Annotated in this window: 25 protein-coding genes; 3 read left to right on the top strand and 22 right to left on the bottom strand. The window is 55.1% G+C overall.

Annotated elements, in window-relative coordinates; all coding sequences use genetic code 11:
* Nucleotides 1–24: 24 nt before the first annotated feature.
* From ENN66_11400 to pyrE, 19 genes are all read right to left on the bottom strand, one after another.
* Nucleotides 25–777, bottom strand: coding sequence for a PTS mannose transporter subunit IIA (locus ENN66_11400; GenBank protein HDS17189.1), 753 nt, complete (start codon nucleotides 775–777; stop codon nucleotides 25–27).
* 199 nt (nucleotides 778–976) lie between these two features.
* Nucleotides 977–1,684 (bottom strand): hypothetical protein, encoded by a 708-nt coding sequence (locus ENN66_11395; GenBank protein ID HDS17188.1) that lies wholly within the window; start codon nucleotides 1,682–1,684, stop codon nucleotides 977–979.
* A gap of 12 nt (nucleotides 1,685–1,696) precedes the next feature.
* On the bottom strand, nucleotides 1,697–2,188 hold the full coding sequence (locus ENN66_11390) for a PTS mannose/fructose/sorbose transporter subunit IIB (GenBank protein ID HDS17187.1): 492 nt from the start codon (nucleotides 2,186–2,188) through the stop codon (nucleotides 1,697–1,699).
* Nucleotides 2,185–2,598, bottom strand: a complete 414-nt coding sequence (locus tag ENN66_11385) for a PTS fructose transporter subunit IIA (protein HDS17186.1) — start codon at nucleotides 2,596–2,598, stop codon at nucleotides 2,185–2,187. Before ENN66_11385 ends, ENN66_11390 begins: the two co-directional genes overlap by 4 nt.
* A 9-nt stretch (nucleotides 2,599–2,607) precedes the next feature.
* Nucleotides 2,608–3,501: an RNase adapter RapZ gene (gene rapZ / locus ENN66_11380; protein HDS17185.1), complete on the bottom strand. Its 894-nt coding sequence runs from the start codon at nucleotides 3,499–3,501 to the stop codon at nucleotides 2,608–2,610.
* Nucleotides 3,501–4,460: an HPr(Ser) kinase/phosphatase gene (hprK, locus tag ENN66_11375; GenBank protein HDS17184.1), complete on the bottom strand. Its 960-nt coding sequence runs from the start codon at nucleotides 4,458–4,460 to the stop codon at nucleotides 3,501–3,503. Before hprK ends, rapZ begins: the two co-directional genes overlap by 1 nt.
* The gene (locus ENN66_11370; GenBank protein HDS17183.1) at nucleotides 4,447–4,908 is read right to left on the bottom strand and encodes a PTS sugar transporter subunit IIA; all 462 of its coding nucleotides are present in this window, start codon (nucleotides 4,906–4,908) and stop codon (nucleotides 4,447–4,449) included. The genes hprK and ENN66_11370 overlap by 14 nt, the downstream gene beginning before the upstream one ends.
* Before the next feature lie 4 nt (nucleotides 4,909–4,912).
* Entirely contained in the window at nucleotides 4,913–5,467 is a 555-nt protein-coding gene (gene raiA / locus ENN66_11365) for a ribosome-associated translation inhibitor RaiA (GenBank protein HDS17182.1), read from the bottom strand.
* Between the two features lie 192 nt (nucleotides 5,468–5,659).
* Nucleotides 5,660–7,123 carry an RNA polymerase sigma-54 factor gene (gene rpoN, locus ENN66_11360; GenBank protein ID HDS17181.1) on the bottom strand — a complete coding sequence of 488 codons (1,464 nt, stop codon included), beginning with the start codon at nucleotides 7,121–7,123 and terminating at the stop codon, nucleotides 5,660–5,662.
* Nucleotides 7,124–7,262: 139 nt separating this feature from the next.
* On the bottom strand, nucleotides 7,263–7,991 hold the full coding sequence (gene lptB / locus ENN66_11355) for an LPS export ABC transporter ATP-binding protein (GenBank protein ID HDS17180.1): 729 nt from the start codon (nucleotides 7,989–7,991) through the stop codon (nucleotides 7,263–7,265).
* Complete coding sequence (gene lptA / locus ENN66_11350; GenBank protein ID HDS17179.1) at nucleotides 7,988–8,521, bottom strand: lipopolysaccharide transport periplasmic protein LptA; 534 nt, start codon at nucleotides 8,519–8,521, stop codon at nucleotides 7,988–7,990. Before lptA ends, lptB begins: the two co-directional genes overlap by 4 nt.
* A 61-nt stretch (nucleotides 8,522–8,582) precedes the next feature.
* Entirely contained in the window at nucleotides 8,583–9,290 is a 708-nt protein-coding gene (gene lptC / locus ENN66_11345) for an LPS export ABC transporter periplasmic protein LptC (GenBank protein HDS17178.1), read from the bottom strand.
* 14 nt (nucleotides 9,291–9,304) lie between these two features.
* Entirely contained in the window at nucleotides 9,305–9,835 is a 531-nt protein-coding gene (locus ENN66_11340) for an HAD-IIIA family hydrolase (GenBank protein HDS17177.1), read from the bottom strand.
* Between the two features lie 78 nt (nucleotides 9,836–9,913).
* Nucleotides 9,914–10,900 carry a KpsF/GutQ family sugar-phosphate isomerase gene (locus ENN66_11335; protein ID HDS17176.1) on the bottom strand — a complete coding sequence of 329 codons (987 nt, stop codon included), beginning with the start codon at nucleotides 10,898–10,900 and terminating at the stop codon, nucleotides 9,914–9,916.
* A 35-nt stretch (nucleotides 10,901–10,935) separates the two neighbouring features.
* Nucleotides 10,936–11,760, bottom strand: coding sequence for a 3-deoxy-8-phosphooctulonate synthase (locus tag ENN66_11330; GenBank protein ID HDS17175.1), 825 nt, complete (start codon nucleotides 11,758–11,760; stop codon nucleotides 10,936–10,938).
* Nucleotides 11,757–13,409, bottom strand: a complete 1,653-nt coding sequence (locus tag ENN66_11325; protein ID HDS17174.1) for a CTP synthase — start codon at nucleotides 13,407–13,409, stop codon at nucleotides 11,757–11,759. Before ENN66_11325 ends, ENN66_11330 begins: the two co-directional genes overlap by 4 nt.
* Before the next feature lie 20 nt (nucleotides 13,410–13,429).
* Complete coding sequence (locus ENN66_11320) at nucleotides 13,430–14,674, bottom strand: cofactor-independent phosphoglycerate mutase (GenBank protein ID HDS17173.1); 1,245 nt, start codon at nucleotides 14,672–14,674, stop codon at nucleotides 13,430–13,432.
* Between the two features lie 11 nt (nucleotides 14,675–14,685).
* Nucleotides 14,686–15,576 carry a response regulator gene (locus tag ENN66_11315; protein HDS17172.1) on the bottom strand — a complete coding sequence of 297 codons (891 nt, stop codon included), beginning with the start codon at nucleotides 15,574–15,576 and terminating at the stop codon, nucleotides 14,686–14,688.
* A 35-nt stretch (nucleotides 15,577–15,611) separates the two neighbouring features.
* The gene (pyrE, locus tag ENN66_11310; protein HDS17171.1) at nucleotides 15,612–16,172 is read right to left on the bottom strand and encodes an orotate phosphoribosyltransferase; all 561 of its coding nucleotides are present in this window, start codon (nucleotides 16,170–16,172) and stop codon (nucleotides 15,612–15,614) included.
* Between the two features lie 348 nt (nucleotides 16,173–16,520).
* Between pyrE and ENN66_11305 the strand changes: the two genes are divergently transcribed.
* Nucleotides 16,521–17,909, top strand: coding sequence for a sugar transferase (locus ENN66_11305; GenBank protein HDS17170.1), 1,389 nt, complete (start codon nucleotides 16,521–16,523; stop codon nucleotides 17,907–17,909).
* Between the two features lie 7 nt (nucleotides 17,910–17,916).
* On the opposite strand, the gene ENN66_11300 is transcribed toward ENN66_11305, so the two are convergent.
* Together ENN66_11300 and ENN66_11295 are read right to left on the bottom strand one after the other, a co-directional pair.
* Complete coding sequence (locus ENN66_11300; protein ID HDS17169.1) at nucleotides 17,917–18,519, bottom strand: hypothetical protein; 603 nt, start codon at nucleotides 18,517–18,519, stop codon at nucleotides 17,917–17,919.
* Entirely contained in the window at nucleotides 18,516–19,349 is an 834-nt protein-coding gene (locus tag ENN66_11295) for a hypothetical protein (protein ID HDS17168.1), read from the bottom strand. Before ENN66_11295 ends, ENN66_11300 begins: the two co-directional genes overlap by 4 nt.
* Nucleotides 19,350–19,528: 179 nt before the next feature.
* On the opposite strand from ENN66_11295, the gene ENN66_11290 reads away from it, so the two are divergent.
* Together ENN66_11290 and ENN66_11285 are read left to right on the top strand one after the other, a co-directional pair.
* Nucleotides 19,529–19,771, top strand: a complete 243-nt coding sequence (locus ENN66_11290; GenBank protein HDS17167.1) for an antitoxin — start codon at nucleotides 19,529–19,531, stop codon at nucleotides 19,769–19,771.
* A complete protein-coding gene (locus ENN66_11285; GenBank protein ID HDS17166.1) occupies nucleotides 19,768–20,187 on the top strand; it encodes a PIN domain-containing protein in 420 nt (139 codons plus the stop codon). The genes ENN66_11290 and ENN66_11285 overlap by 4 nt, the downstream gene beginning before the upstream one ends.
* A 31-nt stretch (nucleotides 20,188–20,218) precedes the next feature.
* Here the strand turns inward: ENN66_11285 and ENN66_11280 are convergent, their stop codons facing one another.
* The gene (locus ENN66_11280; GenBank protein ID HDS17165.1) at nucleotides 20,219–21,409 is read right to left on the bottom strand and encodes an AAA family ATPase; all 1,191 of its coding nucleotides are present in this window, start codon (nucleotides 21,407–21,409) and stop codon (nucleotides 20,219–20,221) included.
* Nucleotides 21,410–21,608 lie beyond the last annotated feature (199 nt).

Raw genomic sequence — 21,608 nt, 5'->3', positions numbered from 1 at the left:
TCAGCAATTGAGGATTTTATTTTTTTAATTAACGCCATCCAGCAGGATGGCGGCCAGGACAAACAAGGCGCCGACCGGAATAATTTCCCGCAGGCGACAGCCCATGCCGCTGTTTTTTTTCCGCCACCAGTAAAACCCGCTCAACAACAGCAGGAACAACAGAAAAGGGGCTGTAACCCGAACAAAGCCGAAGTGGATAGCCAGCAGATAGACAATTACGGCCAGCCCGGCGGAAGTCAGGACTTCCATGGCATTACGAAGCCGCGGCAGATGCCAACCGTCGATAACCTCGATAACCCCGATGCCGCGATGCAGACCGTGGAGAAACACCGCATAGCGCAGCCCGAGATGCACCACATTGTAGATCAGGATCAGAAAGAGCGGCGCCAGCAGACCGGGTGCCAGAAAATACAAGAGCACCGCCAGGGTGCAAACCATCGGTTTGAGCCCGTTCCAGAAAAAAGCATCCCCGACGGCCCCGTAGAGTCCCGCAAGGCTACCACTCAAAGCCAGTCCCTGATCCCCCATCTCCTCACCCTGACCTTCCATATGCGCCAGGAAACCGAGAATGGCCGCCCCCAGATAGGGATTGGTGTTGAAGCAGACCAAATAACGACGCACTCTCCGGATCAGCAGCTCGCGATCGTGACCATAACGATTCTCAAGCAGCGGATAAATGGCGTACGCCAGCCCCAAGCACTGCATCCCGGCAAAATTCCACGATGTCTGCCAACAGAGACTACGGAGAAAAATACGCTGTTCAAGTCGCAATTTCATAACCAGGGTTTACCTCGGCAAATTCGCAATCCGGACCCGCTCGAAACCAATCTGTAATCGTAACCATTCAGCGTCGTTGATTTCAGCCGGTCTGGCGCGAACATCAAGAACATCGGAAACCTGACCTGCTCTCTGCAGGGATTCGGGACTGCGTCCCCAGACTTTCCGGGCCGGCTGATGAGTTACCTTCCATTTTGCCTCAGACAACAAAGAAAAGCAGCAGCACGACGGTCCCGGCAAACACCGTCAACTGCGTCTTACGATTCATATTACCCAGTAAACCGGCCGCTCCTGCCAGGGGAAAAATCAACAGCAGACGATCGGACCAAGGATACAGCCAGACCGGCAACAACCAGACCAAAACCGGCAGCAACAGCAGCGCCAGAGCCATCATGCTCCCCACCGCGACCACGGCGGCCCCATAAAAATTAAACATTCCATGAAGATGGAAGTTGAGGGCCGACGCCTTCTCACCGGCCAGCAGGCGCGTCTCGACTTCATCAATCAGACCGCTGTTTCCGGACCGCACCCAGCCATCCAGACAGCGGGTTAACGGCGCCCAGGGCAACACCGTCAACAGCGCGAGAAACACCAGGCTGCCGGGATTCAGCCCGGCCCCGGCCGGGGTCTGGCTGATGGTTGCGGCGGCGCCGCCGGCGGCAATCGCCAGAAGTGTGTCATCGGTCGGGATATTGGTTCCGACCGGAATCTCAGGCAGGAAATAAAGCTCCAGACAAGCCCCGAGCAAAAGTCCGATTTCCCAGTTACCGGCCAGCCAGCCGGCCCAGAGAGCGGCAACCAGCGGACGCGACAACATCAGCTGCAAAGCCGCAGTCCGGTCCAGGGCCGCCAGGGAACCCAGCAACGCAACCTTGATGACAGACCAGATAAAAAGGGAAACGCCCATTTCCTGCAAACTTTACAAGCCCTTGCGCCGCAAGAGCGCGAAAACATCGACTTCAGGGGAACTCGGCACCGGCTGAATCGTAATCTTAAGTCCCTCTTTTTCCAGTTTCTGCAGACAACCGATCTCAGCCCGGCTCAGGGAAATTGATTCGGCGATCTGCAGTTTGCCGGGAGCCTGCCGAAGGTTGCCCAGGTTTAACTCGGTCAGAAAAAGTCCCTCGTCCAGAGCCTGAACCACGGCTTCCAATCCGGCAAAAAGCATAATAGTCTGCAAACCTGGTCCGGAACGCTGCTGACCGATCAGCGAGGCGGCTTGACGCACCGACAAAATCTCGACCCGTAACTTAGGCGGGGCCGCAAGGCGGATAATCCGGGACTGCAACAAATTAGCCGGAAGCTGGTTATCGGCAACCACAATCCGGGTTGCCCGGGTATAGGGAACCCAGGCCGCGACAATCTGACCATGGATCAGGCGGTCATCCACCCGATAGAGAACGGTTCTCATAGATCGAGAAACTCGGCCGCGGTAAAAATATTCTTTCGACCATACTCCGTGATTTCCGCGGCGATTTCCCTGATGCCCTTGCCTTCACCCTTGATATCGCTGGACAGCTTCAGAAGGATCGGAAGGTTGACCCCGGAGACGATCTCGACCTCGCCAGGTTCATAAAGGGCGAGACAGATATTTGACGGCGTTCCTCCGAACATATCGGTCAGAATCAAAACCTTGCGCCCGGCCTTGCGATACTTTTTGATCATGTCCTGCAAGCGCCGGCGCACGGCCTCGATATCGTCATTTTGCGAGATACTGATACCGATCAGGTTTTCGTTCGGACCGGCGATGAACGCAGCCGTCGCGATCAGATGTTCGGCCAGGGTATGATGGGTGACAATGATGGCAGTGATACTATTCATAGGCGTAGGTCAGGTCTTCAGATCCCGATGCAGGAGGGCGATTTCGTGGCCGGCTTCGCGCAGACAGCGACCAATTTCTTCAACGATGGCAACCGAACGATGGCAGCCCCCGGTGCAACCAATCGCCACCGTCAAATAACTTTTGCCTTCCCTGACGTATTCAGGAATCAGCATTTTCAATAAATTCAGGAAATTTTCGGTAAAAGCCCGACTGACCGCGTGACCGAGAACAAACTCACTGACCTTGGACTCAAGACCGCTTTGCTTTTTGAGCTCGTCAATAAAATAGGGATTGGGAAGAAAACGCACATCCATGACGATATCGGCCTCCAGAGGCAGACCGTTGCGAAAGCCAAAGGAAAGCAGCGAGATATTGAGGTCGGAGGTCTGCAGCTCCCCGCGGCTGACGACTTTGCGAATATAGTCTTTAAACTGATGGATGGTGAACTTACTGGTATCCACCCGACAGGTAGCCAGGGAGCGAATTTCCTGCAACAGCTCCCGTTCCCGAACCACTGCCGTCGCCACCGAACCCGGTACCGCCACCGGATGTTTGCGGCGGGTTTCACTGTAGCGTTTGATCAGGGTCTGATCATCGGCTTCAAGAAAGATCAACTCCGGCTCGATTCCCGCTTTTCTGATCCTGCGGTAAAGCCCGGGAAAAACTTTCAGGAAATGCTTTTCGCGCAGATCCATGACCAGGGCGATACCTTTGATCGTTGGTGAAAAGTTACCGGAAAGTTCAAGAAATTTGGGCAGGAAAGCGACCGGCAGATTATCGATGCAAAAATAACCGATGTCTTCAAGGACATTCAGGGCGCTGCTTTTGCCGGCCCCAGAAAGTCCGGTGACGATCACCAGCGAAGCCGGCTTCCCGAGGTCGTGGTTCTGGGTTGGGGGCATCAGTCTTCCACCTTCAAGTGGCGGGCCAGGTCGTTGAGCAGGGCCTGACCGGTCTCTTTGCCCTGCCGGCGCAAACGAAAGGTATGGGCCGCGACTTCAACGATGGTCACCAGATTACGGCCAGGGCTGACCGGGATCGTTGCTTTCGGAATATTGACCCCGAGAATCGGCATGCTTTCGGAATCAAGATTCAGGCGTTTTCCGCCGTCATAATCATCCCAGGCGACAAGCTCAATCACGAGATCCACTTGCTGATGTTCACGTACGGCCGTAATCCCGAAAATATCCTCGATATTAATAATCCCGAGTCCCCTGATTTCCATATGGAATTTAAGGATAGCATTGGCTTCTCCCACGACGCTGCCGGGAGGTCGGAAACGCACGATCACCACATCATCGGCAACCAGGCGATGGCCCCGCTGTAGCAGGTCAAGCGCGACCTCGCTCTTGCCGATGCCGCTTTTACCGATCAGCAGCACCCCCGTACTGTAGATATCGAGCAGGACCCCGTGGAGAGTGGTTTGCGCATTGATCAAGTTTTCAAGATATCGATTAATCGCGTCAAAAAAAACGGCGGCCGAAAGCGAGGTCTGAAGCAGGGGAATACCGAAGCGGCGGCATTTCTCCAGAAGATCACAAGGCGGAGGACAGGACCGGGTAACGATCAGACAAACCGGGTGTAACTCACAGAGGCGAAGAAGGACCGCGGAACGTTCATCATCGCTTAAGGTTTCGAGATAGGCCACCTCCGCAGCGCCCACCAATTGAACCCGTTCCGGCTCAAAATAACGGGTAAAACCGGCAAAAGCCAGGCCATGTTTCTGAATCCGGTAATTAGTGATCGCCCGGGCCAGAGAAACATCCTGAGTCAACAGACTCAGACCCAGCACCGAGGCCTCTTCACTGAGCAGATCGGCCACCGTGAAATGAGACTCGGCGGCAGGCTCAACCACGTTCATCGGCTTCACGAATCAGGGCAAACAACGTCGGAGCATCATCAGCCCGCAGAAGTTGTGCGCAGAAATCCCGGTCTCTCAGCAAGCGCGAAATTCGGGCCAGGGTCCGCAAATGGCCGCCGGCTGAGTCCTCCGGAGCCAGCAGCATGAAAAAAAGATGGACCGGTTCGCCATCAACCGCAGCAAAGCGGATACCTCTGCGACTACGGGCAAAGAGGACAACAATCTTCTCCAGTTCGCCCAGTTTGCCATGAGGAATCGCGATCCCACTTCCAATCCCGGTACTCCCCAAGGACTCACGCTCCTTGAGCACAGCCAGCACCCTGGCCACCGGCAACTCCGGAAAGACTCCGGCCACGGCGGTCGCGAGGGCTCTCAGGACCTCGTCCTTGTCGGAGGCTTCAAGGTCGGAGACCACCAGGGCCGGAGTCAAATAATCGGTTATTTTCATCTTTCTATTGGGGCTCAATCAACCCGAAGTGCCCGTCTTCACGCCGATAAACGACATTGATCCGATCCGTCGATTCATCACGGAAAACGTGAAAGTTATGATTCATCAGATTCAGCTGCATGATGGCCTCATCAGCAGTCATCGGCTTAACCACGAGATTGCTCTTCTTAATAATCACCGGCGTCGAATCCTCAATATCATGGTCGACACTCAGAACATCAACGGCGACACTGGTCTGCATGCTTTCGTCAAGCGTGGGAGAGCCTTTCTTCTGGCGCAGGCGACTTTTATAACGTTGCACCTGGCGGCTGATCTTACTGGCCACCAGATCAATCGCGGCATACATATCATCGGCTTCTTCCTTGCCCTTGACAACAAAACCATTGATGTTAAAAGTCACTTCGACGATCTGACGAATCTTTTCGACAGAAAGAACAACGTTGACATCCAGCGGACCATCGAGATATTTTTTGATTTTAGAGAGTTTTTCTTCAGCATATTCTCTGATCGAATCCGATTGATCCATGTGACGAAAGACAACGTTTACCTGCATATTCATCCCCCTTCCGATTAGTAAGCGCTCGCGGCCCGCCCGACAATTTCCGTCGACGCCGGGCTTAGCCCCGACAAACCACCCTGGTTGACAATTACATTCGATCGGCCGGCGTAATTCCCGTGTTCGTTAAAAGAAACCGGCCCCCATTGACTCCAGCCCCACCATGTCCCGATGACAACCGAACCTTTCTTGAAATCAAAGAATTTTCTTGCGCTGACTCGAGGCCAGAATCCCCAGCTGGCCTCGATATTTGGCCACCGTACGCCGGGCGATCTGAATATTATTTTCCTTGTCCAGCAATTTGACGATGGTATCATCGCTAAGAGGCGCGCCGGCATCCTCGTGATTGATGTACTCGACGATTTTCTGCTTGACGCTGGCCGAGGCGATATCACCGCCTCCCTGATTGATGCTGCTGTTGAAAAAATATTTGAGCTCAAAAACCCCGTGCGGGGTCTGCACATACTTGCCTTGCGTCACCCGGCTGACCGTCGACTCATGCATCTCGATGTCGTCGGCCACATCGCGCAACACCAGGGGTTTAAGGTGGTGGGCCCCGCGAACAAAGAAATCATACTGAAACTTAACAATGCTGACCATAACTTTATATATGGTTTTCTGCCGTTGTTCAATGCTTTTAATAAGCCACTGCGCGGCCCTGATCTTTTCGGTCAGGTAGTTGCGGGTTATGGCATTGGCTTCGTTGCGCCGCCCCGCGACCTCCTGGTAGTAACTGTTGACCGCAAGCCGGGGCAGACGTTCATCGTTCAGGGAAACCACGAACTGACCATCCCTTTTATAGACAAAGACCTCGGGCACCACCACCGGACTGAGACCCAACTGATAACGAGCTCCGGGCTTGGGATCAAGGGTCAGAATCAAACGCACGGCCGCCAGCACCTTCTCCTCATCAATCTGCAGGTGACGGGCAATTTTACGATAATTCTTGGTTTTCAGCTGGACCAGATAATCCTCGACAATCCGCCGATTCAAATCCGTGTCGAGGCCCAGATGTTCCATCTGACAAAGCAGACACTCCTCAAGCGAACGCGCCGCGACCCCAACCGGATCAAACTGTTGAATTCGGCGCAAAACCTTTTCGACCCGGGCTTCGGAGCAGGAAAGCCGGGCCGCCAGCTCGGCAACCGTGGTTTCCAGATAACCGTCGTCATCAAGGCTGTAGATGATGTCCTCGCCGATCTGCTGATCCAGAACATCGAAATCCGGGGTCAACTGCAACTGCCAGAGAAGATAGTCAACCAAGGTATCCGGTTTAGTCAGGTTGTAGTCCCAGGCCGGCCGCTCCTCTCCTTCAAAACCGGACCGACCGCTGCTGCCGATGCCGCGCTGCTCGAAATACGGCTGCCAGTCGGCTTCCTTCAGGGCTTCTTTCATTTCCGGCCGGCTTTCCGAATCAAGACTTTCCCTCAAAAAACGTTCGTCCTGTTCGTGTTGACGCTGTTCCGCCTGCTCGAAAGCCTCCGGGCCCCGTTCTCCCAGCTCCTCGAGAACGGGATTGGTGACCATCTCCTGACCGACCATTTCCAGAAGTTCCACCTGGTTCAATTGCAGGAGTTTAATCGCCTGTTGCAACTGGGGGGTCAGGGCCAACTGATGCGTCTGGGTCAGGCGAATATTCTGGCTAAGAGAAATTGGCATAGAAAAAGAAAAGGTCCACCGCGCGAGCTTGAAAAGGAACGTTTATGAGCAATTATCGTACCTTGAAGTATAGTAAAGAGAGAGAGGAAATACAAGGGGAAAATAGAGCGCGAAGACAATCTAAAACAAGGTCCCGGACTTAAAGGCGGAAATCATCACCGAGATAAATCTTGCGGGCTCGGGGGCTGGCGATCACGGTTTGCGGATCACCCTCTTCGAGAATGCCACCCTGATCCATGATGTAGGCGTGGTCACAGATTTTAAGCGTTTCACGAACATTATGATCGGAAATCAGCACCCCGATGCCCTGGCCTTTAAGCTCGGCGATGATCCGCTGAATATCATTGACGGCCAGCGGGTCGATGCCGGCAAAAGGTTCATCGAGAAGAATAAATTTAGGCTCCAGCACCAGGGCCCGGGCAATTTCGACCCGGCGGCGTTCTCCCCCGGAAACCGTGTAAGCCCGATTGTGACGAATCTTTTCCAGGCCGAAACGCTGCAGCATCAGTTCCAGGCGCTGACGTTCGACCTTCGGACTTAATCCCAAAGTCTGAATAATGGCCAGCAGGTTATCGGCGACCGTCAACTTGCGGAAAACCGAGGCCTCCTGGGGCAGATAACTGATACCCCGCCGGGCCCGGAGGGGCAGGGTCATGCCGATAAGATCATGATCATCGAGCAGCAGAGCGCCGTAGTCGGGCTTGACAAGCCCGACTACCATGTAAAAAGTCGTGGTCTTGCCGGCTCCGTTCGGACCCAGCAGCCCCACAATCCGGCCCGATTCAAGTTCCAGAGAAACCCGGTCCACCACCAAGCGACCCTGATAACTCTTTGTCAGTTCGCGCGCTACCAGACGGCTCTGATTCATGGCTCCCCCAAAAGCCCGCGCTGGCCTGGGAAAATCGTTGTCTTGACCCGTTGCTGCGCTCCGCTTTTGACCACACTGCGCTCTTCATCAAGAAAAAAAAGAATTTCCTCTCCCGCGATCACATTGCGACCGTCATCGAGGGTGGGTTCGCCGGACAGGATAATTTTGCGTTCACCGGCAAAATAATGCATTCGCCGACAGAGCGCCTTTTTCCCCTCCAGTCGAATCACCACCTTCGCACCGGTGGCAATAACCTCCTCCAGACGCTGTTCCTCACCGGCAAAGACAAGCTTCAGTTTTTCCGCGTGCAGCTCGGTCTCCGCCTGGCGGGCGACAACCTTGCCGGAAAACAGCGCCTCTTTCTTTTTCTGGTCGAAATCCAGCTGATCAGCCACGATATCAATCGGCGCCTTGTTCTTGCTGAGGAAAAGAGCGTTGGGCGCGATCGGCTCCGCCGCTCCGGCCCAGGCACCGCCAAAACCTGTCAAGCCCAGAAAAAAGATAACTCGCCAAAGCATATTTTTCATCATCAACTCTCTTTAAGTCTGATGCGGGAATCAGCCCCGCAACCCCAAGGCGGCATCGCGATCATTACGGTTTTTGCGCCTTTTCGATATCGACCCGGGAGCGACGTTTTCGTTTTTCCCGGGTGCCGGAAACCATGCCGCCGTCGGTCCCCGGAGTGGTGGTCAGTTCAGACGCGGGCGCCACCAGCGGCGGGTCGGCGGGCACCGGCGCGGCGGCGCCCGGACGAAGATGAGCCTGCACCCGCCCCTGCATCCGCAACTTTTGCCCCGGCAGATCGATCACCGCGCTATCGGCGCTGATATCGAGTTTTTCGCTCTCGACAAAAATCTTTCCGGGAGCTTGAATTTCCTCCTCCGCCTCGCGATAACACAGACGTTCGGTCGTGATCTGAAACTGCTGGCTGACAACCCGAATCCGCCCCTCAAGTTCCATATCCCCGCTGGCCACAACATAAAACCCCCGCTCGGCTTCAATCCCGGTATCACTCTCCAGTTTGCCCTCGGCAAAGAGTCGGGCCTTGATCTCTTCCAGACGAATTTCTTCCGCGCCCTTGAGCCGCCGGGCCCGGGCCGCGCTCAGCTCCCACTTTTTCAACCCCGCCCGGCTGTGAGCGTAACGAACATTTTCCAGTTCGAATTCCAGGTGTCGGGCCAGCTCGGGCAACAGCTCGGGCAAGCGGCCGGAATCTCGCGCCAGTCTGAACCCCAAATAGGCCCCGACCGCCACCAGAAGCAAGAGCGCCAACAACATGATCAGGATTTTTTTTTTCAAGAAACCATGTCCGACTATTTTTTCAGATACGCGGCCAACGCCGGTTCCCAGGTCCCCTGAACCCGCATGATCAGACAGCAGAGTTCACGCACCGCGCCGCGACCTCCGGGCCGGCTTGAACGCCAGGCCACCAGCGGGAACAGCTCAGGGTCGGCATCCGCCACCGTAGCCGCGAGACCGACCCGAGTCAGAACCGGAATATCGACCACGTCATCACCGACATAAGCGATTTCGTGATCCTTCAGACGAAGCCGCTTTTTAAGCTGCCGATAAGCCAGCAGTTTGTCATAGCAGCGTTGAAAAACAATTTCAATCCCAAGCTCCGCCGCCCGACGACTGACCACCGGAGAGCTCCGTCCGGTCAACAGGGCCGGAGTAACGCCGCTGCGCTTGAGCATTTTCAGGCCGTGGCCGTCTCGCACATCGAACTGCTTGCTCTCAGCACCATTACTGTCGATAATAATCCGGCCATCGGTCAGCACCCCGTCCACATCCATGATCAGGGCCTTGAGAGGAAGAATCTTTTCCTTGAGTTTACTATCCATTGTTTTGTTTCAACTCATAAACCACGGTTGATTGATAATTACGGGGCGGGAAAATCGTGCCGGGACGACAAGCTTCGACTAAACCACACCGGCGCGAAGCAGGTCGTGCAAATGGAGAATACCAACCGGTTTAAGCCCGGTTTCAACTTCTTCGGCCACGACAAACAACGAGGTGATTTTCAGCTCTTCCATCTTTTTCAGGGCCGTGACCGCCAGTTCGCCGGCAACAATCGTCTTGGGCCCGCGGGTCATCACCTGGCTGACCGGCAGCGTCAGCGGGTTGAGATACCGGGTCAGCAGACGGCGCAGATCGCCATCGGTGACCACCCCGAGCAGGAACCCGCGCGCGTCACCGATACCGGTCACGCCCAACCCCTTGCCGGTCATTTCGAAAAGCGCTTCCTTGACCGTCACCTGATCGCCGACCAGAGGAATACGTTCACCCTGATGCATGATATCGGACACTCGCAGCAGCAAACGGCGCCCCAGCGCGCCGCCGGGATGACGCAGGGCGAAATCATCGGCGCTGAAACCTTTGACCGCCAGCAGAGCCACGGCCAGGGCGTCGCCGAGAGCCAGGGTCACCGTGGTGCTCGCGGTCGGAGCCAGACCCAGCGGACAGGCTTCGCGGTTGATCGAGATATCCAGCACCAGATCGCTGTTCTGGGCCAGTTCACTGGCCGGATTACCGGTCATGGCCAACAACGGCAAGCCCTGCCGTTTCAAGGCCGGAATGATTTTCAAAAGTTCCTCGGTGCTGCCGCTGTAGGAAATGGCCAGCACCAGATCGTTTTTCCCCAGGACTCCGAGATCACCGTGCAGGCCTTCGGTCGGGTGCAGAAACAGCGCCGGCGTGCCGGTGCTGGCCAGGGTGGCGGCAATCTTACGGCAGATAATCCCCGACTTGCCGATGCCGGTGACCACGACCTTGCCCTGACAGGCGGCGAGCCGGCCTACCGCCAGAACAAAGTTTTCGTCAAGCCGGAGTTCAAGCTCGTGCAGAGCCGCGGCCTCCACTGCCACCGCCCGCCGCCCCTCGGCGATGATTTGCGCGGATTCAAGCATTGGTCGTTTTATGTTCCCCATCTGTTTAGACGAAATTATGCGCCGGTCGCCCGCCGGATGGCCAGGAGACGGGCCAGCAGGGCTTCTAGTTCATGCAGCGGCAACGAGTTGGCGCCGTCGCAAAGGGCTCGATCGGGATCAGGATGAACCTCCATAAACAGAGCGTCGGCCCCGGCGGCCACTGCGGCGGCGGCGAGAACCGGAATCATGGCCCGGTCGCCGCCGGAAACCAGACCCTGCGCCGCCGGCAGTTGCACTGAATGGGTGGCGTCGAAAACCACCGGGCAACCGCAAGCCGCCAGCAGCGGCAGCGAACGAAAATCAACCACCAGATTGTTGTAGCCGAAGGTGGAGCCGCGCTCGGTCAGCAGAATGCGCCGGTTACCGGTACTCGCGACCTTGTCCACTGCCTGGCGCATGTCGCCCGGAGCCATGAACTGACCCTTCTTGATATTGACCACCCGACCGCTGGCCCCGGCCGCGACCAGCAAATCGGTCTGACGGCAAAGAAAAGCGGGAATCTGAATAATATCGACCACCGCGGCCACCGGCCCGACCTGTTCAACGGCATGGACATCGGTGGTCAGCGGCAGGCCGAAACGCTCCTTGACTGCGGCCAGAATTTCCAGGCCTCGATCCAGTCCGGGCCCGCGATACGAATTAACGCTGCTGCGGTTGGCTTTATCAAAAGAAGCTTTGAAAATATAAGGCAACCCCAAGCGTTCGCAGATCGCGGACGTGGTCTCAGCGATGCCGAAGGCTCCGTCCCGGCTTTCCAGGACACAGGGACCGGCAAGCAGCACCAGGCCGGCGCCGGGACCGCCGATCGTGATCTGCGAATTAATCTCCACCGCCGTCATTCGCGGCCTCGATTTTCAACCGCGGCCTTGATAAAGGCGACAAACAAAGGATGCGGACACATCGGCTTGGAGGTAAATTCAGGATGAAACTGGCAGCCGAGATACCAGGGATGGTCCTGCAATTCGATAATTTCAACCAGATCATGATGCACATGGACGCCGGTCACCTTCAGCCCTCCTTCTTCAAGAACGGCCCGGTAGGCGTTGTTGAACTCATAGCGATGACGATGGCGTTCGGAGATTTCGGCCTGACGCTGGTAGGCCTGCCAGGCGAAAGAGCCTTCCTGCAGTCGGCAGGGATGAGCCCCCAGACGCATGGTGCCGCCTTTGTCGCTGTTTTCATTCTGTGTAAAGACTTGGCTGCCGTCGGCGCTGCGCCATTCCTTGAGCAGGTCGAAAACCGGAGCCTGGGTCGCGGGATTGAATTCGGCGCTGTTGGCATCGCCAAGCCCGGCCACGCTGCGGGCGAACTCAACCGCCATCAACTGCATGCCGAGACAGATGCCGAACAACGGCACCCTGCGGCGCCGGGCAAAGCCGGCGGCCGCGATTTTACCTTCAACCCCCCGCGTACCGAACCCCCCGGGAATCAGAAAACCATCAACCCCGGCAAAACGCCGCGCCAGAGCCTCGTCACTGAGACCAACCAGCTCCTCGGCATCAACATAATCAAGCTCGACCTTGACATCGTTGGCGATGCCGCCATGGGCCAGGGCCTCGTTCAGGCTTTTATAGGATTCGGTCAAGGCAATATACTTACCCACCACCCCGATCGTCACCGACCCGGCCGCCGGGGCCTTGATCTTACGCACGATCTCGCGCCAGGATTCAAGCCGCGGGGCCCCGGTCCAGATATTAAGCAAGGCAACAACCTTGTCATCCACGCCCTCTTCATGCAGGGCCATCGGACATTCATAAATGCTGTCGACATCGCGCGCCGTAAAGACGGCATCGGCGCTGGTATTGCAGAAAAGCGAGATTTTCGCCTTGATCTCGGCCGAGAGCTCGCGATCGGCCCGACAGAGAATGATATCGGGCTGAATCCCGATCTGGCGCAGTTCCCTGACGCTGTGCTGGGTCGGCTTGGTCTTGAGCTCGCCCGCGGTCTTGATATAAGGCACCAGGGTCAGATGAATATACAGAACATTGCGGGGCCCGACATCGTAGCGAAACTGGCGAATGGCCTCGAGAAAAGGTTGGCTCTCGATATCGCCGACGGTGCCGCCGATCTCGACGATGGCGACATCGATATTGTCGGCCCATTGCCGAATGCAGTTCTTGATTTCGTTGGTGATGTGCGGAATCACCTGCACCGTGCCGCCGAGATAGTCTCCCCGGCGTTCCTTGGAAATCACCTGGTCATAAATCTTGCCGGAGGTATAGTTGCTGTGCCGGGTCAACCGGGTCCGGGTAAAACGTTCGTAGTGGCCCAGGTCAAGATCGGTTTCCGCGCCGTCGTCGGTGACAAAAACCTCGCCGTGCTGAAAGGGACTCATGGTTCCGGGATCGACATTGAGATAGGGATCAAGTTTCTGCATTCCGACCGTCAGGTTGCGGGCTTCCAGCAGAGCCCCCAGAGAGGCGGCGGCCAGACCTTTACCCAGCGAGGAGATAACCCCGCCGGTGACAAAAATATACTTGGGTTTCAAGCGCAATTCCTTAATTTTTTTTAAAGTTTTTCGTTACAAGACACTGCTTTGCCGATAAAATGCTTCTGCAGACGCCAGCCTTCGGCAAAATGGTTGGCGGCCGCGGCCGCGGTTATTTCATTATAGCCGGCTTCACTGCCGGCGACCGGCCGGAGACTGTCGTAAAGCATGAACGGGACCGGCGCGGCGGTATGGGTTTTGAGACGAATCGGAGTCGGATGATCGGGCAGGACCAGAATCCGATGGCCTGGAAATTTTCGGGCCAGACCTTCGAGCAGGGGCCCCAGCAGGCGCTGGTCAAGATCGCCGATCGCCTGTAATTTCTTCTCCAGGCTGCCCTCATGCGAGGATTCGTCGGGGGATTCGACATGCAGGTAGACAAAATCATGCCCGGCCAGAGCCCGCAGGGCGAAAGCCGCCTTGTTTTCGTAATTGGTATCAAGATAACCGGTCGCTCCCGGCACCTCGATGACCTCCATGCCGGCCAGCAGTCCGATACCCTTGATCAGATCGACCGCCGAAATCACCGCTCCCGAAACCCCGTAAAGCTCCTTGAAGGAATCGAGCCGGGGCCGTTTTCCCTGCCCCCAGAGCCAGATTGAATTGGCGGTTTCCTCGCCCCGATCCAGCCTTTCCCGGAATTTGGGCAGGCCATGAATAATCATCTGCGACGAGGTCATCAGGTTGAGCAGCAGCGAACCATAATCGGCGGGCAGATGATCAACCACCTCCTGACCGATGATATCATGCGGCGGCGCCAGGCTGACCCGGGCAAGCTCAGGCGGACAGTTGCGGATCAGCAACAGATGCCGATAGCTGACTCCGGGGAAAAATTCAATCTGCGGGGTCTTGAGTTCGCGATTAAGGGCCGCGATAATCTCGTGGGCATCAGCCGTGCTGATATGCCCGGCGGAAAAATCGTGCATAAAACCGCGGGCCTGATAATGCAGGATATTGACCAGATTACAGCGAAAAACGACATCGTCGGGACCCAGTTCCAGCCCCATGCTGGCGGCCTCCAGCGGGGCCCGGCCGGTATAATAGTCGGCCGGAGCATAGCCGAAAACCGAAAGATTGGCGACATCGCTGCCTGCTGGAAAACCTTCCGGCACGGTCACGGCGGTCCCCAGTTCGGAAACTTCAGCCAGACGATCAAAATTAGGCGTAGACGCGGCCTGCAACGGCGTGCGCCCATCCAGCTCGGCCAGGGGCTCATCCGCCATGCCGTCACCCAGCAGAACGACATATTTATAGTTTTCGGTCATTTTCCAGATCCTTAAAGGGGGAAAGATTTCTGCACCGTCACCTGATTACCGGCTTCGTTATAATTGAATTCGTCAAAAAAATTGCCCGCCAGAATAATGCCGCGACCGTGCGGTTTGAACAGATTTTCCGGATTCCTGGGATCCGGCAGGCAACGCCAGTCAAAACCCGGCCCCTGGTCTCTGATCACGCAGGCAAAACTTTCGGCGTCGATGCCGACCTCAATGGTCACCCGACGCCCGCTGAAACGCGGCTCCCCGGCCCGCTGTTTCAGAAAAACCAGGTAATCCGCCCTCTGCTTAAGCTCGGATTCAAGCTCAAGATTGCCATGCTCAATGGCATTGACAATCAACTCATGCAAACCCATGCGAATCCCGGGCAGCTGATTGCGGGGAATCCGGCAGGCGAGTTTGGCTTCGTCGATCAGAACCCGAATCAGGGGCTGAACCAGATCGATATCATTGGTAATTTCAAAAAGCAGGGTCTTTCTAACCAGGTAGCCATACAGCTGTTCCGCCTTTCGCCCCGCGTCGGCCAGCAAGCGCACCTTGCCGATCGATGAACTGAGCTCCCTGATCCCGAAAGGTTTTTCAAAAAAATCCATGGCCCCCTGCTTCAGAGCCTGAAGGATCTCTTTTTTGGTGCCGTGGCCCGAGGTCACGATAAAAGGGGTGTCGGGAAAGTCCTGACTCGCCAGGCGCATGAATTCCAGACCGTCAAGACGGGGCATCTTGATATCGGTGATCACGAGCAGGACATCATCGTGCCGGGCGCGCAGGGCCTCAAAAGCCTCCCGGCCGTCGCCGTAACTGTCGGGAACCAGATTTTCGCGCAGGACGATGCGCTCCAGAAGGTCACGAACCGCCCTTTCATCATCCACGATCACTACCCGATTCCGGATCATAAGCAGCCCTGTCCGCGATTACCGCCCGGCCGTGATTACTTTCCGGCGCCGCGCAGATCGTCAAGAGTAAACAGCGATTCCAGTTTGAGACCAGCCTGGGCGAGCAGTTCCGCCCCGCCTTCAAGTCGATCAACCATCGTCAGGGTCATGACCACGTTCAGATTATGCGCCCGGGCCCGCTCCACCGCCTTGAGCAGGGAACCGCCGCTGGTCACGACATCCTCGACGATCGCCACCGGATCTCCCGCCGCCAGGTTCTTGTCCCCTTCCAACCAGAGTTGTTTGCCGTGCCCCTTGGGTTCCTTGCGAATCAGAAAAGCATGCAGGGGATCATTCTTCAGGGCGCTGATCACGCTGATCGCCGCGACAATCGGGTCGGCCCCCATGGTCAAACCGCCGACCCCCTTGACCGGGACGCCGGCGGCTCTGATCCTCTCATAAAAAAGCTGTCCGACCAGAAAGGCGCCCCGGGCGTGACAGCTGGTCTGTTTGCCGTCTATGTAAAAGTTACTTTTTCTTCCGGAAGTCAGGGTTACCTCCCGTTCTTCATAGGAAAGACGATGTAAAAGTTTAAGCAGCTCTTCCCGGTAAGTCATCATACGTCCGCGCCCGCCTCAAAATCCCAGAATATGAAGTTAAAAACTCAAACTATTCAAGCTCTCCATGATCTTCGGGGAACACGCTCCCGATTTCCTGACGGAAACCAGGTCATGTCTTTCGAAGATCCCAGCCCATCCCGATCTTCAGGGAACAGCATACCGATTTCTTGACGGAAATCAGGTCGTCATCGCAAGATCCTGACGTTCCCGGTTAAATATGAGTTTATAAACGCATGGCTGAAGAGTGACAAAAGCAGCAACTTTTGTACGGGGTAATCGTTCTCTTGTCAAGTAAATACAGCCCACCGGCAAAACGACGGGCCAAAGCCGGCTTGACAGTTTGTCGTGAATATGGTTATCTCCGGCATGCTGAAGGAACATTCAACCATCGTCCGCCGCACGGCGATTCTCATAGATCTGCTATTGCTGGCCGCAACCTTCTGGGGAGCCTTCTACCTGCGCTTTCAGCGCCCTCCCGGGTCAGAAGACTGGAATGACTACGGCTGGATCACCATCGTTTTCATTCCGGTGCTGCTTTTCAACCTTTACCGCGCCGGGCTGTATCACAAACTTCGCTATCTGACGCTCACCCAAATCAGCCGGCGCCTGGCCGCCGCCTTCGGCGTGGTCCTGGCCCTGGCCGCGGCGATCCTGTTCTTAAGTCACGCGACGCACTACAGCCGCCTATTACTGCTCTATTTTACCGGCCTTTCCCTGCTCATCCTCGGCACGCTCAAACTTGCCCTCAAAATCATTCTCGATCGGCTTCGCGCCAAAGGCGCCAATTATCGTTCGGCGCTGTTAATCGGCAGCGGAGAAAAGCTGAAACAGCTGCAAACGATTTTTCATCCCGGCAACCCCTACGGCCTGAAAATCGCCGGCGTCATCGACCTCAATCACAGTACCCAGCCGCTGCTCTTCGCCAAGGCCATGATTGAAAACATCGTCGACGAAATCTATTTCGCCCTGCCCCGCAAACCGCAGAGCCCCGCCATCGACCCCTATCTGGAACTGGCCGAAGCCGCCGGCAAAACCTGCAAGATAATCCTCAATATCAACGAGAACCGCATCAGTAAATGCGAATTCGCCCGGCTGGCGGAGCTGCCCATGGTGGTGCTGCACCCGGTCACCCTGGACCCGGATCAGTTGCTGCTCAAAAGAGCCCTCGATTTAGGCGGAGCCGTGGTCGGCATGCTGATCAACCTGGCGCTGTTTCCCCTGATTGCCGCGGCCATCAAACTCGATTCACCGGGACCGATTTTTTTCGTCCAGACCCGGGCGGGTCAGAACGGCAGGCTTTTCCAGCTTTATAAATATCGCACCATGTATCAGGGCGCCGAAGCCCTGCAACAGGAACTGATGGCGCAAAACGAACTGAACGGCGCCGTCTTCAAGCTCACCAACGACCCCCGCATCACCCGGGTCGGCCGCTGCTTAAGGAAAACCAGTCTGGACGAACTGCCGCAATTCTGGAATGTCCTGACCGGCGACATGAGTCTGGTCGGCACGCGCCCGCCAACCCCGGACGAAGTCGAAAAATACGATCTTCGCCACCATCGCCGCCTCTCCATGAAGCCCGGCATCACCGGCCTCTGGCAGGTTTCAGGCCGCAACCAAATCACCGATTTCGACCAGATCGTGGCGCTGGACACCGACTACATCGACCGCTGGTCGCTCTGGCTGGACTGCAGGATTCTGGGTAAAACCTTCCTGGTGATCTGGAGCGGGAAATAGGGTTTCGCTATCCGGAAAGCGCGCTCCTTACTCGCCGGAATCCACCACCGGAAAAAACCCAAGGTTCCGGATGCGAAGGGGGCGACGATGAAAACGTGATTGTCTTCATGGCAACCCCCAAATCCCTGGCATCGTTGCCTTGTCCCAGAGCAAGCGGATTGAAAGTCCTGGCCACCCTGGTTTTAATCACGATTTCCCGACCCTCGATTCCCGGCAGATGATAGGTCAGCGGCTGCCAGCCGGGATGAAAAAAACAACGCCGGTCAATCTCCACGCCATCGACCGACAAGCGGAATTCCAGCCCCTTTTCCGGATCGATATTGGCAGGATTTACATAGATCGGAATACCTAAGAAATCCCCGGTCGCCGGTATTTTGGTGGAAAAATAACGGCCGACCCAGCGCACCGCCTCGCCGTCCCATTTCTCGAAAGCGTAGGCGCCATACTCGGTCGCCGCCCTGAAGTCACGCCAGCGCTGCAAACCGCCGACCGACATGATAAGCAGCAAAATCAGACTCAGGATAATTTCACGCCGACGCGCGAAACCGGTTTCCACATCTTCCTCGGCCGGCAAGGAAGGCAGGCAACGCACCGCCTGGGACATCATCATCCAGAAACAAAATTGCTGAGACGACAGAAGCAGGGGATGACCACCAAGACGGCAACCAAGGTTACCCTTTTCTTTTGCAGGGAGCGCAGAGTTCCGGCGAGCGCGAACAGATACAACCCCAGCACGCTGCCGGCGGAATGAAGATCCTCGAACGGGCTATGCAGGGCCTGATGGCTGATCAGGTTCCTGGTCGTCGGCAGGGAGAAGAAGCCCTGAATCAGGACGAAGATGAAAATAGTGGAAAGATGCAGGACGAACGCCGCCTGAAAATATTTTCGTGAAACCTGCTCCCGGCCTTTACTTTCGTGCAGATAGATACGAAAAAAAGCGAGCCCCTGCAAAAAAATCGCGGCTCCCTCAATATCCCAGAAACGATCCAACTGACCGGCGGAAACCCGGTGGCTCAGGGCCCGCCAGGCTTCCGCCGGCGGGTATTGCAGCAGGGTCGTCAGCAGCGACAAGACCACCATCAGGCCCAGCCAGTCAACCAAGCGCTCCAGCTCTGAAGCAACGGGCCGCTCTTCGACGCGGGCAAAGCCAAAACCAACCCCCGGCAACCAGGCCAGATAGATACCGGCAAAGCTTAACTCCAACAAAGACAGCGCCGGCATAATCCCCAGCATTTTCAATCCTTGCAGCAGAGGAAGCAGCGCGAAAAAAACCGACAAGGTCAGAAGGGGATTACGACGGGTCGCCAGCGAAAAGGCCAGCGTTATCAGCGCGGCCGCCAGGGCCTGAGAGAAAGGAACGAAAAAAAACCCGACCACCAGCGAACGCAGAGCCAGGAGATAAAAGGAAAACAGAAATAAACATCGAATAACGACAGACAAATCAACCTCTTTTCCACAAACCGCGAATCACATCGATCACCCGTTGCTGATCGCCGGGTTCCTCAGCGCAAGTGAATGTCCCCGATTTCGGCTTGGACCCAGTTTTCCGATTTGACAAAAACCCTGGCATGACGTATCATACAGTCAAAACAACCCGTCACTCATAAAAGAGTATCAGAATGAACACAAAACTTACATTACGCCTCGATGACCATCTCATAGAATCCGTGAAAGAATATTCTGCAAAAACAGAAAAATCGGTTTCTAAAATAGTCTCTGATTTTTTTGAAATCATCAAGAATGAGAAACTAAAGAAAGACTACACGGTCAGTCCGGCGGTAAAATCGTTAAGAGGTATCCTCGATAAATCGAAATTTTCTGCAACCGACTACAAAGATTATCTTGAAAAAAAATATCTATGAAAGCGCTCTTTGATACAAATACAATTCTCGACCTTCTTCTCGACAGAAAACCATTTTCGGATCCCGCATCATACCTTATAGCGTCAGTAGAGCGCTCTGAAATAAATGGTTATATCTGCGCCACCACCGTAACAACAATCTATTACATCCTGTCAAAACAACTGGACAAAAACCGCACAGAGAAACACATCAACACCATCCTGTCCCTCTTTGAAATAGCGCCGGTGAACCGATCAGTACTAGAAAGCGCCCTGGCAGCAAAATTCAGTGATTTCGAAGACGCAGTCATACATGAATCCGCTCTTCATGCCGGGGTCGAATACATAATAACAAGAGACATCAAGGGATTTAAAAAAGCCGGAATTCCAGCGTTCTCCCCGATGGAATTTTTAAGCATGCTTGAAGCTCTTGACTAAAAATTAGGTGTCCCCAATTTCGCCTTCCAAATTAATACAAAAAACCAAAACTCCATAATGGGATCTCTTTGGGGGCTCCGACCTCCATGTCATCCCGCACAATATAGGCGGAATCCAGACCTTTTATCTGTCTTCCGGTTTTACCGGAACCTCCAACCTCAAAAACCAAAGTATCGTCAACCATGAAATCCGCCCGGTCATGGTAGTGGGTTTGATGTTTATAACTCAACTGCGAGACAAAAAAACTTTCTCGCAGACTGCCGATATCGGGGTCGGCGCATAGAACCTGAAAGAGATTCGGGTTATGAAGTAACAGCTTATCCGGTTTATTGACGGTTCTCATTCCTATGGCCCCTCGAATCTGGTGCAGCAGAGAAGCTTTGGCCATCAGGGATAAATATTTTGAAACCGTGGGCCACGAAGTCCCGATTGCCGTACTTAATTTCGTCTTGTTCAGCTCCACCGGCGGGGTTGAACACAGCATGTAGAGAAGTTTTTTCAACTTATCCAGCTTGCTTGCTTCGATATTGAAGAGGGCGGGCAGATCTGATTCTATGGTCAGATTTATCATCTCAAGCAGTTTCGCCGGGTAATTTTCGATCGACTCAAGATAGAAGGGATAGGCGCCATATTTAATATATTGCAAAAAATACTCTATCGGACGAATCCTGGCCGCAATTTCCATTGAGAACGCCAAGTGATTTTTAACCAGGTCTGCCAATGTAACAACGGCGAAGGTGGAGGCCGTCTCAATCTCCAGAAACTCCCGGAAAGAGAGAGCGGGCAACCGGTACATGGCGACCCGGCGAGAAAGGTCGGCTGATTCGTGGTCTAAGCGAATAGCTGAAGAACCTGAAAAAAAAACTTGCAGGGCAAAAGTATCTCGAATCGCTTTCAGATGGCCGGCAAACCCTCTTAGTTTATGGATCTCATCCAACAGGAGAAGTTTGCCGCCTTCCTGAAAAAAACCTTGCGCCAGATCATACAGATTGACCCCGGCCATGGCCGGGTGATCACAGGAAACATACAGGATCTTTTCCGCCGGCAACCCCGACCGACGTGCGTATTGTCGCATCAGGGTCGTTTTGCCGGACCCTCTGGCCCCCTTAAGCCCGATAAGAGGCTCTTTGATATCAATTTCAGCGAGCAGGAAACGTGCGTAGGTTTCAATGGGACGAGACAGAGTAAAGGCAGAGGCCTGGCGGATAATGTTGGGGATCATGACATAATCCTGAATTTACAATTAATAAGCTTTGATATAAAAAGGACTTTATATCAAAATGATTTCAATGTAAGCAAGGGCATGTAAAGCATTTTGTGTAAACGGTCCGGGTTTGAGTTGTCAGTAAACCGGTAACCGGCCTTCAAATATGATTGAGAATTGGTTCAGGGCCGCCCTCCAGTCCCTGATCGGCATCGTC

Source organism: Pseudomonadota bacterium, assembly GCA_011049115.1.
Lineage (GTDB): Bacteria > Desulfobacterota > Anaeroferrophillalia > Anaeroferrophillales > Tharpellaceae > DSCM01.
The sequence above is the reverse complement of the archived record's forward strand: the minus strand, read 5'-3'. Positions and strand labels throughout refer to the sequence as shown.

What these genes read in the sequence shown, in the direction of transcription:
- ENN66_11400 (HDS17189.1), bottom strand. Translation starts at nt 777, where the DNA reads ATGAAATTGCGACTTGAACAGCGTATTTTTCTCCGTAGTCTCTGTTGG.
- ENN66_11395 (HDS17188.1), bottom strand. Translation starts at nt 1,684, where the DNA reads ATGGGCGTTTCCCTTTTTATCTGGTCTGTCATCAAGGTTGCGTTGCTG.
- ENN66_11390 (HDS17187.1), bottom strand. Translation starts at nt 2,188, where the DNA reads ATGAGAACCGTTCTCTATCGGGTGGATGACCGCCTGATCCATGGTCAG.
- ENN66_11385 (HDS17186.1), bottom strand. Translation starts at nt 2,598, where the DNA reads ATGAATAGTATCACTGCCATCATTGTCACCCATCATACCCTGGCCGAA.
- rapZ (HDS17185.1), bottom strand. Translation starts at nt 3,501, where the DNA reads ATGCCCCCAACCCAGAACCACGACCTCGGGAAGCCGGCTTCGCTGGTG.
- hprK (HDS17184.1), bottom strand. Translation starts at nt 4,460, where the DNA reads ATGAACGTGGTTGAGCCTGCCGCCGAGTCTCATTTCACGGTGGCCGAT.
- ENN66_11370 (HDS17183.1), bottom strand. Translation starts at nt 4,908, where the DNA reads ATGAAAATAACCGATTATTTGACTCCGGCCCTGGTGGTCTCCGACCTT.
- raiA (HDS17182.1), bottom strand. Translation starts at nt 5,467, where the DNA reads ATGAATATGCAGGTAAACGTTGTCTTTCGTCACATGGATCAATCGGAT.
- rpoN (HDS17181.1), bottom strand. Translation starts at nt 7,123, where the DNA reads ATGCCAATTTCTCTTAGCCAGAATATTCGCCTGACCCAGACGCATCAG.
- lptB (HDS17180.1), bottom strand. Translation starts at nt 7,991, where the DNA reads ATGAATCAGAGCCGTCTGGTAGCGCGCGAACTGACAAAGAGTTATCAG.
- lptA (HDS17179.1), bottom strand. Translation starts at nt 8,521, where the DNA reads ATGATGAAAAATATGCTTTGGCGAGTTATCTTTTTTCTGGGCTTGACA.
- ENN66_11340 (HDS17177.1), bottom strand. Translation starts at nt 9,835, where the DNA reads ATGGATAGTAAACTCAAGGAAAAGATTCTTCCTCTCAAGGCCCTGATC.
- ENN66_11335 (HDS17176.1), bottom strand. Translation starts at nt 10,900, where the DNA reads ATGCTTGAATCCGCGCAAATCATCGCCGAGGGGCGGCGGGCGGTGGCA.
- ENN66_11330 (HDS17175.1), bottom strand. Translation starts at nt 11,760, where the DNA reads ATGACGGCGGTGGAGATTAATTCGCAGATCACGATCGGCGGTCCCGGC.
- ENN66_11320 (HDS17173.1), bottom strand. Translation starts at nt 14,674, where the DNA reads ATGACCGAAAACTATAAATATGTCGTTCTGCTGGGTGACGGCATGGCG.
- ENN66_11315 (HDS17172.1), bottom strand. Translation starts at nt 15,576, where the DNA reads ATGATCCGGAATCGGGTAGTGATCGTGGATGATGAAAGGGCGGTTCGT.
- pyrE (HDS17171.1), bottom strand. Translation starts at nt 16,172, where the DNA reads ATGACTTACCGGGAAGAGCTGCTTAAACTTTTACATCGTCTTTCCTAT.
- ENN66_11300 (HDS17169.1), bottom strand. Translation starts at nt 18,519, where the DNA reads ATGATGATGTCCCAGGCGGTGCGTTGCCTGCCTTCCTTGCCGGCCGAG.
- ENN66_11290 (HDS17167.1), top strand. Translation starts at nt 19,529, where the DNA reads ATGAACACAAAACTTACATTACGCCTCGATGACCATCTCATAGAATCC.
- ENN66_11285 (HDS17166.1), top strand. Translation starts at nt 19,768, where the DNA reads ATGAAAGCGCTCTTTGATACAAATACAATTCTCGACCTTCTTCTCGAC.
- ENN66_11280 (HDS17165.1), bottom strand. Translation starts at nt 21,409, where the DNA reads ATGATCCCCAACATTATCCGCCAGGCCTCTGCCTTTACTCTGTCTCGT.